At 69.5% G+C, this 14328-nt stretch carries 12 protein-coding genes and 1 tRNA gene; 7 read left to right on the forward strand and 6 right to left on the reverse strand.

Annotation, left to right across the window (positions count from 1 at the left end; all coding sequences use genetic code 11):
- The first annotated feature begins 4 nt into the window (after positions 1–4).
- The 5 genes from AB0N66_RS29625 (at position 5) to AB0N66_RS29645 (ending at position 7126) form a co-directional block, all read left to right on the forward strand.
- On the forward strand, positions 5–1993 hold the full coding sequence (locus tag AB0N66_RS29625) for a copper resistance protein CopC (RefSeq protein ID WP_365440703.1): 1989 nt from the start codon (positions 5–7) through the stop codon (positions 1991–1993).
- 6 nt (positions 1994–1999) lie between these two features.
- Positions 2000–3352, forward strand: coding sequence for an iron uptake transporter deferrochelatase/peroxidase subunit (efeB, locus tag AB0N66_RS29630; RefSeq protein ID WP_365440705.1), 1353 nt, complete (start codon positions 2000–2002; stop codon positions 3350–3352).
- A gap of 151 nt (positions 3353–3503) precedes the next feature.
- Positions 3504–4436 carry a prephenate dehydratase gene (pheA, locus tag AB0N66_RS29635; RefSeq protein WP_365440707.1) on the forward strand — a complete coding sequence of 311 codons (933 nt, stop codon included), beginning with the start codon at positions 3504–3506 and terminating at the stop codon, positions 4434–4436.
- A 564-nt stretch (positions 4437–5000) separates the two neighbouring features.
- Positions 5001–6278 carry a serine--tRNA ligase gene (gene serS / locus AB0N66_RS29640; protein ID WP_365440709.1) on the forward strand — a complete coding sequence of 426 codons (1278 nt, stop codon included), beginning with the start codon at positions 5001–5003 and terminating at the stop codon, positions 6276–6278.
- Positions 6275–7126 (forward strand): HAD family hydrolase, encoded by an 852-nt coding sequence (locus tag AB0N66_RS29645; RefSeq protein WP_365440711.1) that lies wholly within the window; start codon positions 6275–6277, stop codon positions 7124–7126. The genes serS and AB0N66_RS29645 overlap by 4 nt, the downstream gene beginning before the upstream one ends.
- 51 nt (positions 7127–7177) lie before the next feature.
- Here AB0N66_RS29645 and AB0N66_RS29650 read toward each other — a convergent pair.
- The 6 genes from AB0N66_RS29650 to AB0N66_RS29675 form a co-directional block, all read right to left on the reverse strand.
- Positions 7178–7264, reverse strand: a tRNA-Ser gene (locus AB0N66_RS29650).
- 278 nt (positions 7265–7542) lie between these two features.
- On the reverse strand, positions 7543–7806 hold the full coding sequence (locus AB0N66_RS29655; protein ID WP_365440713.1) for a hypothetical protein: 264 nt from the start codon (positions 7804–7806) through the stop codon (positions 7543–7545).
- A 131-nt stretch (positions 7807–7937) separates the two neighbouring features.
- On the reverse strand, positions 7938–8657 hold the full coding sequence (locus AB0N66_RS29660) for an ABC transporter permease subunit (RefSeq protein ID WP_365440715.1): 720 nt from the start codon (positions 8655–8657) through the stop codon (positions 7938–7940).
- Positions 8658–8667: 10 nt separating this feature from the next.
- Positions 8668–9579, reverse strand: coding sequence for an ABC transporter ATP-binding protein (locus tag AB0N66_RS29665; RefSeq protein ID WP_365440717.1), 912 nt, complete (start codon positions 9577–9579; stop codon positions 8668–8670).
- Positions 9576–10496, reverse strand: a complete 921-nt coding sequence (locus AB0N66_RS29670; protein WP_365440719.1) for an ABC transporter permease — start codon at positions 10494–10496, stop codon at positions 9576–9578. Before AB0N66_RS29670 ends, AB0N66_RS29665 begins: the two co-directional genes overlap by 4 nt.
- Complete coding sequence (locus AB0N66_RS29675; protein ID WP_365440848.1) at positions 10486–11475, reverse strand: ABC transporter ATP-binding protein; 990 nt, start codon at positions 11473–11475, stop codon at positions 10486–10488. Before AB0N66_RS29675 ends, AB0N66_RS29670 begins: the two co-directional genes overlap by 11 nt.
- Before the next feature lie 253 nt (positions 11476–11728).
- On the opposite strand from AB0N66_RS29675, the gene AB0N66_RS29680 reads away from it, so the two are divergent.
- Together AB0N66_RS29680 and AB0N66_RS29685 are read left to right on the forward strand one after the other, a co-directional pair.
- Positions 11729–12571, forward strand: coding sequence for a M24 family metallopeptidase (locus AB0N66_RS29680; RefSeq protein ID WP_365440721.1), 843 nt, complete (start codon positions 11729–11731; stop codon positions 12569–12571).
- Positions 12568–14328: an SDR family oxidoreductase gene (locus tag AB0N66_RS29685; RefSeq protein ID WP_365440723.1), complete on the forward strand. Its 1761-nt coding sequence runs from the start codon at positions 12568–12570 to the stop codon at positions 14326–14328. Before AB0N66_RS29680 ends, AB0N66_RS29685 begins: the two co-directional genes overlap by 4 nt.

Genomic DNA, 14328 nt, shown 5'->3' on the forward strand with positions numbered 1-14328 from the left:
ACCTGTGACGCGGACCATCGCTCCCCGTGGCGCCACACATGGCGTTGCGCGGGTACGGACGCTGCTGTTGCTGTTCCTCGCCGTCGCCGGCGCGCTCCTGGCCGGCGCCGCGCCCGCCTCCGCGCACGCCGCTCTGACCGGGAGCAACCCGACGCAGGGGACGGTGGTCGACAAGGCGCCCACTGAGGTCTCGCTGACGTTCTCCGAGCAGGTCGCCCTCTCCGACGGCGCACTCCAGGTGCTCGACCCCAAGGGCGAGCGCGTCGACACCGGCAAACCGACCAACCCGAGCGGCACCACGTACGCCGTGAAACTGCACTCGGGGCTGCCCGACGGCACCTTCACCGTCACCTACCAGGTGGTGTCGGCGGACAGCCACCCCGTCGCGGGCGCCTTCACCTTCTCCATCGGCGCGCCCTCGCAGACCACCGTCGCCGTGTCCGACCAGGAGGTGGGCGGCGGAGTCGTCGGCGCGCTCTACGAAGCCGGGCGCTACATCTCGTACGCCGGGTTCATCCTCCTCGTCGGCGGCGCGGCCTTCGTACTGGCCTGCTGGCAGCGGGGCGCCGGGGTCCGCCCCGTACAGCGACTCGTGGTCTCCGGGTGGCTCGCGCTGACCGGCGCCACCCTCGCACTGCTGCTCCTGCGCGGTTCCTACGTCGGCTCCGGCAAGGTCGGCGACATCTTCGACCTGACGCTGCTCGGGCAGGTGCTGCAGACCAAGGCGGGTGCGGCGCTGGTGTCACGCCTGCTGCTGCTCGCCGCAGGCGCGCTGTTCATCGCGGTCCTCTTCGGGGCGTACGTGAAGCGGGACGAGGCCGAAGCCGCGGGCGAGGGCGAGGGCGAGGACTCCGGAGCGGACGCGGAAGCCGATTCCGGGGATGCCGCCGAGGACGCCGCCGCCGAGAAGAAGGACCTCACCTTCGGGCTCGCGATCGGCGGTGCCGTCGTCGCGGCGGGACTGGCCGCGACCTGGGCGATGGCCGAGCACGCCTCGGCCGGCATCCAGACGGGCATCGCGATGCCCGTCGACGTCCTGCACCTGCTGGCGGTCGCCCTCTGGCTCGGCGGCCTCTCGACGCTGCTAGTGGCCCTGTTCCGGGCGCCCGCAGACGCCCAGATCGAGGCGGCGGCCGTCCACCGCTTCTCACGCATCGCCTTCGGCAGCGTGATCACACTGGTCGCGACCGGCATCTACCAGTCCTGGCGACAGGTCGGCTCGTGGTCGGCGTTCACCGACACGACGTACGGACAACTGCTGCTCGTCAAGATCGGCCTGGTGACGGTACTCGTCGGCATCGCGTGGATCTCGCGGCGCTGGACGGGGCAGCTGTCCGAGCTTCCGGCTGCGGAACCCGTCGCGGCGGCCGTGGTCGAACAGCGCGCGAAGACACGGACCAAGGTTGCCGCGGGCTCCGGTGACGCACGGCGGGCGGCCCAGCTCGCCCGGCAGCAGACCGCCATGACCACCACGCGCGACAAGCGCCTCCGCGACGCCGACCCGCTCCGCTCCGGACTGCGCCGCTCAGTGCTCGCCGAAGCCGGCGTCGCCGTCGTCCTCCTCGCGGTCACCACCGTGCTGACATCCACCGAGCCGGGGCGCACCGAGGAGGAAGCCAAGGCGGCCACCTCGGCCACCTCCCAGCAGGCCGGACCGCTGTCACTGAAGATCCCGTTCGACACCGGCGCCGAGGACGGCAAGGGCACCGTGGAGGTCACCCTCGACCCGGCCCGCGTGGGCGGCAACGAAATGCACGTCTTCGTAGTGCGGCCCAACGGCAAGGCCTTCGACGTCCCCGAGGTGAAAATCGCCTTCACGCTCGAGTCGAAGGACATCGGACCGCTCCCCGTGACCCCCGACCGCGTCGCCACCGGCCACTGGACGGCAAGCGGGGTACAGATCCCCATGGCGGGCGACTGGAAGATCGCCGTGACCGTGCGGACCTCCGACATCGACCAAGCGACCGTAGACAAGAACGCGAAGATCGGCTGAACCACCATGGCTGACCAGTCCACACCGGGGGCCCCCTCCGAGGGAGGCACCGCCCAAGAGACGTCCCCTGATGCCTCCCCCGAAGAGGGCACTCTCAAGGTCGGCCCTCCCAGGGAGGCCGTTTCCGAAAACGCCTCCCCCAAGGAGGGCATTTCGCGACGGCGGCTACTGGGAACCGCCGGGGCCACCGGGCTCGCACTCGGCGCGGCGGGCGGCGCCGCGGGGTACACCGCCGCCCCCTCCGACAAGGCACTGCCGCTCACCTCGCTTGGCGCGGACACGGCGATGTTTCACGGGAAACATCAGGCCGGCATCACCACCGCCCTCCATGCCAGCGGTCACCTCATCGCCTTCGACCTGGCGGCGGGCGCGGGCCGCAAAGAGGCGGCAGCACTGCTGCGCCGCTGGTCGACGACTGCCCAGCGGCTGATGGCGGGCGAGGCCGCCGCACAGGACGACACGGACGTCGCGCGGGACGCCGGACCGTCGTCCCTGACGGTCACCTTCGGCTTCGGGCACAGCTTCTTCGCGCGTACCGGCCTGGAGAAGCAGCGCCCGATCTCCCTCGACCCGCTGCCCGACTTCTCCTCCGACCACCTCGACAAGGCACGCAGCAACGGCGACCTGTGGGTGCAGATCGGCGCGAACGACGCCCTGGTCGCCTTCCACGCCCTGCGCGCGATCCAGAAGGACGCGGGCAGCGCGGCCCGCGTGCGCTGGCAGATGAACGGCTTCAACCGCTCACCGGGAGCCACCGCCCAGCCGATGACAGCCCGCAACCTGATGGGCCAGCTCGACGGCACCCGCAACCCGAAGCCGTCCGAAACCGACTTCGACGAGCGCATCTTCGTCCCCGCCTCCGGCGACCCGGCGTGGATGGCGAACGGCTCGTACGCCGTCGTACGCCGTATCCGCATGCTCCTAGACAGCTGGGAGCAGCTCTCGGTGAAGGCCCAGGAGGACGTCATCGGGCGGAAGAAGTCCACCGGGGCGGCGCTGAGCGGCGGCACCGAGACGACCGACATGAACCTCGACAAGACCGACGCCGACGGCAACCTGGTCGTCCCCATCAACGCACACGCCCGGATCACCCGGCCCGACCAGAACGGCGGCGCCGCGATCCTGCGCCGGCCGTTCTCCTTCCACGACGGCTTCGACCCGGACGGGGTGCCCGACGCGGGCCTGCTCTTCGTCTGCTGGCAGGCCGACCCGGTACGCGGCTTCGTCCCCGTCCAACGCAAGCTCGACCGCGGCGACGCGCTCTCCGAGTTCATCCGCCACGAGGCGAGCGGGCTGTTCGCGGTGCCGGGCGGGGCGGCGGAGGGGGAGTACGTGGGGCAACGGTTGCTGGAAGGGTGAGACCCACTTCAGGCTCTCGGGGGTGGTCGTTTCCGCAGAAGTGGGCGTCGCTCTCTGGGACGGGCATTTCCACAGCGGTGGGCGTCGCTCTCCCGGGCGGGCATTTCCACAGGCGTGAGCCGGGTCGCGCAAGGCCCATTAGGGTGAGGTCATGCCAGCCAGCTACGCGTATCTCGGCCCGCAGGGCACCTTCACCGAAGTTGCCCTGCGGACGCTTCCGGAGGCTGCCACCCGGGAGCTCGTCCCGATGGTGTCGGTTCCCGCCGCGCTCGACGCCGTCCGCAACGGCGAGGCCGAAGCCGCCTTCGTGCCGATCGAGAACTCCGTGGAGGGCGGCATCACCACGACCCTCGACGAGCTGGTCGCCGGCAAGCCGCTGATGATCTACCGCGAAGTGCTGCTGTCGATCACCTTCGCGCTGCTGGTCAGGCCCGGCACGAAGCTGTCGGAGATCAAGACCGTGACCGCGCACCCCGCCGCGCAGCCACAGGTACGCAACTGGATGAAGGCCAACCTCCCGGACGTGCTCTGGGAGTCCGCGGCCTCGAACGCGGACGGCGCGCGACTCGTACAGGAGGGCCGGTACGACGCCGCCTTCGCGGGCGAGTTCGCGGCGGGCCCCTACGGTCTGGAGGCCCTGGAGACCGGGATCCACGACGCCGAGAACGCGCAGACACGGTTCGTGCTGGTGGGACGCCCCGCCAGGCCCGCCGCGCCGACCGGCGCCGACAAGACGTCCGTGGTCCTGTGGCAGCGCGACGACCACCCCGGTGGGCTGCGCGACCTGCTGGGCGAGTTCGCCACCCGGGGCATCAACCTGATGCTGCTGCAGTCCCGGCCCACCGGCGAAGGCATCGGCAACTACTGCTTCTGCATCGACGCCGAGGGCCACATCTCCGACCGCCGGGTGGCCGACGCCCTGATGGGACTCAAGCGGATCTGCCTCCAGGTGCGGTTCCTCGGGTCCTACCCGCGCGCCGACGTGGGCGTCGAGGACGTACGAACCCCGCTGCGGGGGACATCGGACGAGGAGTTCGTGGCGGCGGCCGACTGGGTGGCGCGATGCCACGACGGGCGGTTCTGAGCAGGTCGGCCCCGCCAGTCGTACCTGCCGATTTTCCTCATCCACAAGAGTTATCCACAGGCACGCTTCTCGACCTGGGGACAAGTCGACAACGAAGGGCTACATCGTCGACAAATCGGCCTGTGGGCCCCTGGTTCGTCCACAGGGCGGCATGTCACCCCTCGTCCACTCTTTTCCCTTGGTCAATCCTATGGAGCGAAGCATTTCTGCTCGAATCCACTCGAACGTGGGTGTAGGGATGGTTTGGCCCGAGAATCCCTCGCCCCCGTCACCCTTTTCGGAATGATCACTTCCATAATCCACAGATCTTCCACACACCCTGTGGATAACTTCATGGAGGCGGGGGCCCCTGTGGACAACCCTCTCCTCAAGTCCCCTTCTTTATAAGGGGATCGAGTCAACAGCCTGACTGCCACGTGCCCCGATTCAGGGAGCATCGTCCCTTTTATTGACGGGTATTGCCGATCAAGAAATCCAGTCCGGCATTTCGCCCATAACGTGACAGAAGTCACGGGGCGGAATATCGAGTCGTTGGCCGGAAGCACGCACCGGTAACCTTGAGGGGTGATTGACCTTCGCCTGCTCCGTGAGGACCCCGACCGTGTTCGCGCCTCCCAGCGCGCCCGTGGAGAGGACGTCGCGCTCGTCGACGCCCTCCTCTCCGCCGACGAGCGTCGCAGGTCGTCCGGCCTCCGCTTCGACGGGCTGCGCTCCGAGCAGAAGGCACTCGGCAAGCTGATTCCCAAGGCCTCGGGTGACGAGAAGGCCGAGCTGCTGAAGAAGACCGGCCAGCTGGCCGCCGACGTCAAGGCGGCGGACGCCGAGCAGCACGAGGCGGACGAGGCGACCAAGCGCCTCCTCCTCCAGCTCGGCAACCTGGTCCACCCCGATGTCCCGGTCGGCGGCGAGGAGGACTTCGTCGTCCTGGAGACGCACGGCAGCATCCGTGACTTCGGCGCCGAGGGCTTTGAGCCCAAGGACCACCTGGAGCTCGGCGAGGCCCTGGGCGCGATCGACGTCGAGCGCGGCGCCAAGGTGTCCGGCTCGCGCTTCTACTACCTCACCGGTGTCGGCGCGCTCCTGGAGCTCGCCCTCGTCAACGCGGCGATCGCGCAGGCCACCGAGGCCGGCTTCATCCCGATGCTGACCCCGGCGCTGGTCCGGCCGCGCGCCATGGAGGGCACCGGCTTCCTCGGCCAGGCCGCGGAGAACGTGTACCACCTGGAGAAGGACGACTACTACCTGGTCGGCACCTCCGAGGTCCCCCTCGCCGCGTACCACATGGACGAGATCCTCGACGCCGACAAGCTGCCCCTGCGGTACGCCGGCTTCTCGCCGTGCTTCCGCCGCGAGGCCGGCACATACGGCAAGGACACCCGCGGCATCTTCCGCGTACACCAGTTCGACAAGGTCGAGATGTTCTCGTACGTCCATCCCGACGACGCGGAGAACGAGCACCAGCGGCTCCTGGACTGGGAGAAGCAGTGGCTGACCGGCCTCGAGCTGCCCTTCCAGGTGATCGACGTGGCCTCGGGCGACCTCGGCGCTTCCGCCACCCGCAAGTTCGACTGCGAGGCGTGGATCCCGACCCAGGGCAAGTACCGCGAGCTGACCTCGGCCTCGAACTGCGACGGCTTCCAGGCGCGCCGCCTGTCGGTGCGGATGCGCGACGGCAAGAAGGTGCAGCCGCTCTCGACGCTGAACGGCACGCTGTGCGCCGTACCGCGCACGATCGTGGCGATCCTGGAGAACCACCAGCTGGCCGACGGCTCCGTACGGGTGCCGGAAGTGCTGCGTCCGTACCTGGGCGGCCGCGAGGTCCTGGAGCCGATCGCCAAGTGACCGGCAGCGCTGGGGAGACCGACACCACTGGATCGACCGGATCGACTGGGGTGTTCCCCTACAAGCTCGTCGCGACCGATCTCGACGGGACGCTGCTGCGTTCCGACGAGTCGGTCTCGGCGCGTACGCGTGAGGCGCTCGCGGCAGTCACCGCCGCGGGCGCCGCGCACATCGTCGTCACCGGACGCGCGGTGCCCTGGACCCGGCACATCCTCGACGACCTCGGCTACCAGGGCCTCGCGGTGTGCGGCCAGGGCGCGCAGGTGTACGACGCGGGTGAGCACCGGCTGCTCACCTCGGTGACCCTCGACCGGCAGCTGGCCGTTCTGGCGCTCGCCAAGATCGAGGCGGAGGTCGGCCCGCTCCTGCTGGCCGCGAGCCGCGACGGGCTCGACGGCGAGGTGCTGGTCGCACCTGGTTACCGGGTGCACGAAGGCCCGCTCCCGGTCGTGCCGATCAAGGACGCCGCGGACCTCTGGGCGGCGCCCCTGAACAAGGTGTACGTGCAGCACCCGACGCTCTCCGACGACGAACTCGCCGCGGTGGCCCTGGAGGTCGCGGGCGGTCTGGTCGGGGTGACCATGGCCGGCGCCGGGATAGTCGAACTCCTCCCCCTCGGCCTCTCCAAGGCCACGGGACTGTCCCTGGCAGCCCGCCGTCTCGGTGTGAAGGCCGCGGACACGATCGCCTTCGGCGACATGCCCAACGACATCCCGATGTTCGCCTGGGCGGCGCACGGGGTGGCGATGGCCAACGCCCACGAGGAACTCAAGACGGTGGCGGACGAGGTGACGGCCTCGAACGAGGAGGACGGCATCGCGGTGGTGCTGGAGCGGTTGCTCGGCTGATTGTTCAGGCCTGCTGTGTGCCTGGGTGCGGCGACTCGGTCGTGTGTCTTGCGGAGGATGCGCGGATCGAACGCGCGCGGGGTGTGACCCCCGACTGCGGCTTAGCAAGCCGGTGCCTTACCTCTCGGCCAATCCTCCGGGTGGGCGGCCCGCGCGAGAACGCGCTCGAAGCGGCCGCCCCGGACAGCCCCCCGTGCGGCGCGGGTTCGACGGAGTTGACTACTCCGGAACCCGCCGCGGGCTGCCCTGTCGGGAGCTCGACGAACTGCTCCTGATGAACATCGTCGTGCTCCTCTCCCCGATCGTGGCGCCGATTCGAACCGGCGGCGTTGACACAACTACTGTGCCGGTACGCCGAGTTGGGCGCCACCGAATAAACCCGGGCGGGAAGCCATGCCCAGGACCTGCCGCCTGCCCTAGCCGCGGCGCCACCTGCGCCGGCGTCCCTTGCTGAAGAACCACCCCGCGGGCGGCTCGTCGGAGCGCCAGGGCTGCGGATCGGGTCCCCCGTTGCGCCAGCGGGCGGCGAGCATCCGCGCGCGGGCGGACGGCTCGGCCGTCTCGGCGGATCGTATGAAGTCCTCGTCCAGGACGAGGTCGTCCCAGGCTTCCCCGTCCGCGCCTCCGCCACCGTCCCCGGACTGTTCGCGACCGTCGCTCCGTGGTTCCTCGGCTGCCATCCCCGTTCCTCCTGGCCGTGCGTCCCCGTCCGACCAGTGTGCACAGACAGACGTGAAGCCTCTGTCAAGAAAAGAGGGCTCCACGCGCGCGTGCACTGTGAGATGCGGGCACACGCGCGTGGAGCCCCCGCTCACTCCTCGCCGGCCAGTGTCAGCGTCCGCAGCTTCTGCCCGGCGTACCAGGTGGCAAGGACGGTGACCAGGACCAGCAACACCGTCGCCGTCGTGAGTCCCACTTCCGAGGTGACGAGGTCACCGCCGGTGACCTTGTGGCCCACCGCGAGCGCCCACTGCTGGACGCTGAGCGTGCGTGCGCCGGACACCAGTGACCCGAAGAGTGCCTCCCAGACGAGCGCGTAGACGAGCCCGAAGACCACCGCGTGCCGGGTGATCGTCCCCAGGAGCAGGAACAGGGCGGCGTACGCGATCGAGGCGACCAGGGCGGCCACGGTGTAGGCGACGGCGATCTGCTGGCCGTTGCCGTTGAGGATCATGCCGGCGATGAAGGTCGGCACCGCCGAGAACGCCATGGTGACGGCGACGGCGACGATCAGCTTGGTGAAGATGATCGTCGGCCGCTTCAGCGGCTTGGCGAGCAGGTACACCACCGAGCCGTCGTCGATCTCGGGCCCGATGGCGCCCGTGCCGGCGATGACGCCGATGATCGGGACCATCGTGGCGAGCGCGAACCCGCCAAGGACGTCCGCGGCCGTCTGGTCGTCGGCTCCGGTGAAGCCGCGTACGGCTGCGGAGATCACGATGAGCAGTGCGGGAAGGGCGCAGAGAATGAGGGCTCGGCGTCGGCCGAGCAGGGCTCGATAGGTGAGCCGGGCGACTGTGGGGTCGTACATCTTCGGCCTCCTACGCCGCTACGAGATACGAGAAGACGGACTCGAGGGACTCGTCGGACGGCGAGACCGTGAGCAGCCGGATGCCGCTGTCGCGCGCGACCCGGGGCAGCAGCGCGGTGAACCGGCCGAAGTCGACGGCCTGGATGCGCAACGCGCCCTCGGCGAGGTCCACTTCGATGCCGGACGTGGACGGGTCGGCGATCAGTGCGGCGGCCAGTGCCCGGTCGTCGCTGGAGCGGATGAGGTAGCGGTGCGGGCGGTCGGTCATCAGACGGCGGATGCGCCGGAAGTCGCCGCTCGCCGCGTGCCGTCCGGCGACGATCACCTCGATGTGGGCGGCGAGTTGCTCGACCTCTTCGAGGATGTGGGACGAGAACAGCACCGTGCGGCCTTCGTCGCCCATGCGGCGCAGCAGGTTCATGAGCTGCATGCGCTGGCGCGGGTCCATGCCGTTGAAGGGTTCGTCGAGCAGCAGCAGGGTCGGCTCGTGGACGAGCGCGGACGCCATCTTCACGCGCTGTCGCATGCCCTTGGAGTACGTCGAGATCTTGCGGTCCTGCGCGTACTCCATCTCGACCGTGGCGAGCGCCCGCTGGGCGGCCTTCTTGCCCAGGCCGTGCAACTCGGCGTTGGCGACGACGAATTCGAGGCCGGTGAGGAAGTCGTACATCCCTTCGCGCTCGGGGACGATGCCGATCTTCTTGTAGATCTGTTCGTTGCGCCAGGTCGGTTCGCCGTCGAGGGTGACGGTGCCCGTGGAGGGGGCCAGGAAGCCGCCCATCATGTGGATGAGGGTGGATTTTCCGGCGCCGTTCGGTCCGAGGAGGCCGGTGACTCCGGGGCCGATCGTCATCGTGATGTCGTTGACCGCCACCACGTTGCCGAACCAGCGGGAGACGTGGTCGATGTTGAGCGTGGTCACAGCCCGACCTTTCGGTAGCGGCGCATCAGGAGGCCGTAGCAGCCGGCGATGAGACCCAGGACGACGACGAGGTAGACGACGCCCTGCGCGGACGAGGGGCCTTCCCCTCCGGGGAAGGCGGAGGTGGCTCCCAGGAAGGCCGTCTGTACTCCGTCGATGAGGGTGATGGGCGAGAAGAGGCCGAGCCACGAGACGGCCGTGAGGTCGCTGGACTGGTTGAAGGCGATGGCCTGGACGGTGGACACGGCCCCGTAGGAGATGGTCAGCACGGCGATGACGGCCGCGATGCCGAAGCCGCGGCGCGGGGTGACCGCCGAGATGACCAGACCGATGCCGGCGAAGAGGAGCGACAGCAGTGCCACTGAGACCAGTCCCTGTGCGAAGCCCTTCGTCTGGTCGGCGAAGTCGAGCTTGGCCAGAAGGGCCCCTACGTAGAGGACGATCAGCGGCGCGGCGGTGAGGGCGAAGAGTGCGGAGGCGAGGGCCGCGTACTTGGCGCGTACGTAGTCGGCGGTTTCGATGGGCCGCGAGAAGTACAGCGGTACGGTCTTGAAGCGCAGGTCCCGGGAGACGGACTGGGGTCCCTGGGAGGCGACGTAGAGGCCGATGACGGCCTGCATGAGGATCGCGTAGCGCGTGTAGTCGACGGGCAGGTCCTTCGCCTTGGTGGCGACCGCGACCGCCACCATGATCAGCGCGGGTACGCAGATCACCACGAAGAGCAGCATGGGCAGGACCTTGGACTTGACCGAGCGGCCGAGTCCGTAGGAGCCGCGCAGCGACTGCGAGTACAGCGAGCGGCGGGCGTACGCGCGGCCCAGGCGCGGCCCGTCGTAGTTGCGGTAGCCGATGTTGTGGATACGGGTCTGCTCGCCCGCGTGGGCTGTGGGCTTGACCTGGGGCTGCTCAACCGCCATGGCCGACCGCCTCCTTCCGCTGCTCGCGCTCGTCACGTTCGCCGTTCTGGTCGCTCTCGGTGTGGAACACCTCGGCGATGTGGTGCCTGCGCTGTTCCATGCGGACCAGGCCGAGGCCGAGGTCGGCGACGATGTCGCGGACGAGGTCGTAGGTCTCCTCGCCCTCGGCGGTGAGCAGCAGGATGTGCCCGGCGCCCGGCAGGCCGCTGCCGTCGTGGGTCTCCACCCCGCGCGCGTGGAGCACGTCGCGCACCGCGCCGGTGCCGTCCGGGTGCTCGTCGGTGTCGGTGACCTCGATGGCGAGGGTCGTCGTCTTCTGCGTGAAGTCCGTGGTGGAGCTGGACCGCAGCAGTTTGCCGCCGTCCACCACGACGACGTGGTCGCAGGTGCGCTCCAGCTCGCCCAGAAGGTGCGAGGTGACGAGCACCGAGATGCCGAAGTCGGCGTGGATCCGGCGGATCAGGCCGAGCATCTCGTCGCGGCCGACCGGGTCGAGGCCGTTGGTCGGCTCGTCGAGGAAGACCAGTTGCGGGTCGTGGACAAGGGCCTGGGCGAGCTTGACGCGCTGCTTCATGCCCGTCGAGTAGCCGCCGATGGGGCGGTACCGCTCCTCGTACAGGCCGACGTGGCGCAGAGTGTCCGCGGTGCGCTCGCGGGCCGCGGCAGGTGGGAGTCCGGACATGCGCGCCATATGGACGACGAACTCGGTGGCCGAGACGTCGGGCGGCAGGCAGTCGTGCTCAGGCATGTACCCGACCCGCTCGCGGATGGCGCCGCCTTCGGTGGCGACGTCCAGGCCGAGCACTTGTGCTCGGCCTTCGGTGGCGGGGGACAGACCCAGCAGGATCTTGATCAATGTGGACTTGCCGGCTCCGTTGGCTCCGACGAGTCCGGTCACACCGGGCCCGACGTCCACGGAGAGCCGGTCAAGAGCGGTCACCCTGGGGAACCGCTTGCTCAGGCTTTCGGTCGCGATCACAGTCACGGTTCGAAGGTAGTGGCGCACGCCACAGCGGGTCGTCAGACCAGGGAGCTGTATCGGCGTCCCTCTTCAGGTGTAGGGGTTCCGTAAGGGTCCCCCCTGAGGTCGAACAACCGGCGAAGGGTTATCCACATCAGTCCGGCTGTCCACAGGGCTCGCGCAGGCCTATTGACGCAGCCGCCAACCATTGTCACATTCATCAGTGTCAAGTTACGGGCACGTACGGCGATCGTGGTGGACGGACGGTGGCATGAGCAGTGCAGCGACAAGTGAACTCTCCGCGGAGCTGCGGGGATTCAGGGAAGTGCAGCGTCTCGCCTACGAGTGCGCGGAGGCGGTCGCGGCGCAGCTGAAGCCGGGGGTGACCGAGCGTGAGGCGGCGGCGATGCAGCGTGCGTGGCTGCGCGAGCGCGGGGTGCGGGACTGGTTCCATCTGCCTTTCGCCTGGTTCGGTGACCGCACGGCGTTCGTCGACTTCCGCATCCCGCTGCAGTTCTTCCCCACCAACCGCCGTCTGAAGGCGGGGATGCCGTTCATTCTCGACCTGGCCCCGGTCTACAAGGGCTTTACGGCGGACATCGGCTATTCGGGCTCCCTGGGGCTGAATCCCGTGCAGGACAAGCTGATGGCCGACCTGGAGGCGCACCGCGAGCTGATCCTTCGCGAGGTGCGCGAGCGCCGCCCGTTGCGCGATATCTATGAGGACGTGGACCGGCTCATGGTCCGCCAGGGCTATGCGAACCGGCACCGCGCGTATCCGTTCGGCGTGATCGCCCACAAGGTCGACCGGGTGAGGGAACGCGCCTGGTCACCGCATCTGTTCGGGTTCGGCACCCAGGCCCTGAAGGGGCTGGCGAGCGATGCGCTCCGCGGGCACCGTGAGGGCTGGTCGCCGCTGTGGTCGCCGTACCGGTTCTCCGACCATCCGCCCCGGCCGGGGCTGTGGGCGGTCGAGCCGCATCTCGGATTCCGGGGTACGGGCGCGAAGTTCGAGGAGATCCTGGTCGTCACCGACTCGAAGGACCCCGAGCAGAGCGCGTTCTGGCTGGACGACGATCTGCCGCACGTGCGGCGCTGGGCGGAGGACAAGTGAGTCTCACGGGAGCGCGCGAGCGCTGGGTGCGGACGGGCGGAGTCGAGCTGTGCGTCGCCGAGTTGGGCGACCCGCAGCAGCCCACGGTGGTGCTCGTGCACGGCTATCCGGACTCCAAGGAGGTGTGGTCCGAGGTCGCCGGGCGGCTCTCCGAGCGCTTTCACGTCGTGCTGTACGACGTCCGCGGGCACGGCAGGTCGTCGGCCCCGCAGCCGCTGCGGGGCGGGTTCACGCTGGAGAAACTGACGGACGACTTCCTCGCCGTCGTGGACGCGGTCAGCCCTGACAAACCCGTGCATCTGGTGGGGCACGACTGGGGTTCGGTGCAGTCGTGGGAGTTCGTCACGGTCGCGCGCGCCGAGGGCCGGATCGCGTCCTTCACATCGATGTCCGGGCCCTCCCTCGACCACTTCGGGCACTGGATCAAGCAGCGCGCGAAGCGGCCCACCCCGCGCGCGATCGGCCAGCTCCTCGGCCAGGGCGCCAAATCCTGGTACGTGTATCTGCTGCACACTCCCGTGCTTCCCGAGCTGGCCTGGCGCGGCCCTCTGGGCAGGCAGTGGCCGAAGATCCTGCGGCGCGTCGAGAAGGTCCCCTCGGACGGCTATCCCACACCGTCACTGCCCCTGGACGCGGCGCACGGAGCATGGCTGTACCGGGACAACGTACGGGCGCGGCTGAGCAGGCCCCGCGCGGACGCGTACGCACACGCGCCCGTGCAGCTCATCACGCCCTTGGGGGACGCGTTCCTCTCCGAGCGGCTGTACGACGAGCTGGAGCAGTGGGCACCGGGGCTGGTGCGCCGCACGCTCCAGGCCAAGCACTGGGTTCCGCGGACCCGGCCCGATCAACTGGCTTCCTGGATCGCCGAGTTCGTGCACGCCAACGAGGCCGGGGTACCCGTGGGGGACACCCTCGCCACCAGCAAGTACGCGGACCGGTTCGGCGGGCAGCTCGTGCTGGTCACCGGCGCGGGCAGCGGCATCGGGCGGGCCACCGCCTTCGCGTTCGCCGAGGCCGGCGCGCGCGTGGTGGCCGTCGACCGCGACGCGGAGGGCGCGGCCCGCACGGCGGAGATGTCCCGGCTGATCGGCTCCCCCGAGGCCTGGGCCGAGACCGTCGACGTCTCCGACGCGCAGGCCATGGAGAAGCTCGCCGAGAAGGTCGCCACCGAGTACGGCGTGGTGGACGTGCTGGTGAACAACGCCGGGATCGGGCTCTCGGGGTCCTTCTTCGACACGACGCCGGAGGACTGGAAGAAGGTCCTCGACGTGAACCTGTGGGGCGTGATCCACGGCTGCCGGCTCTTCGGGAAGCAGATGGCCGAGCGCGGGCAGGGCGGCCACATCGTCAACACCGCGTCGGCGGCGGCGTACCAGCCGTCAAAGGCACTGCCCGCCTACAGCACGTCCAAGGCGGCCGTGCTGATGCTCAGCGAGTGTCTGCGGGCGGAGCTGGCGGGCCAGGGCATCGGCGTCTCGGCGATCTGCCCCGGCTTCGTCAACACCAACATCACCTCGACCGCGCGCTTCGCCGGCGTCGACGCGGGCGAGGAGCGGCGGCGCCAGAAGAAGTCGGCGCGGCTGTACGGGCTGCGGAACTACCCGCCGGAGAAGGTGGCCGACGCGATCCTGCGCGCCGTCGTCCGCAACCAGGCGGTCGTGCCCGTCACTCCGGAGGCGCGCGGCGCCCGCCTCATGTCCCGCTTCACGCCGAGGGCGTTGCGCGCGATCGCACGATTGGAGCCGCCGCTGTGA

The sequence above is a fragment of the Streptomyces sp. NPDC093544 genome, from assembly GCF_040683495.1.
In the GTDB taxonomy this organism is placed as follows: domain Bacteria; phylum Actinomycetota; class Actinomycetes; order Streptomycetales; family Streptomycetaceae; genus Streptomyces.

Bases quoted from the DNA above. Each gene is read 5' to 3' on its own strand.
- efeB (WP_365440705.1), top strand. From the start codon at position 2,000: ATGGCTGACCAGTCCACACCGGGGGCCCCCTCCGAGGGAGGCACCGCC.
- pheA (WP_365440707.1), top strand. From the start codon at position 3,504: ATGCCAGCCAGCTACGCGTATCTCGGCCCGCAGGGCACCTTCACCGAA.
- AB0N66_RS29655 (WP_365440713.1), bottom strand. From the start codon at position 7,806: ATGGCAGCCGAGGAACCACGGAGCGACGGTCGCGAACAGTCCGGGGAC.
- AB0N66_RS29660 (WP_365440715.1), bottom strand. From the start codon at position 8,657: ATGTACGACCCCACAGTCGCCCGGCTCACCTATCGAGCCCTGCTCGGC.
- AB0N66_RS29670 (WP_365440719.1), bottom strand. From the start codon at position 10,496: ATGGCGGTTGAGCAGCCCCAGGTCAAGCCCACAGCCCACGCGGGCGAG.
- AB0N66_RS29680 (WP_365440721.1), top strand. From the start codon at position 11,729: ATGAGCAGTGCAGCGACAAGTGAACTCTCCGCGGAGCTGCGGGGATTC.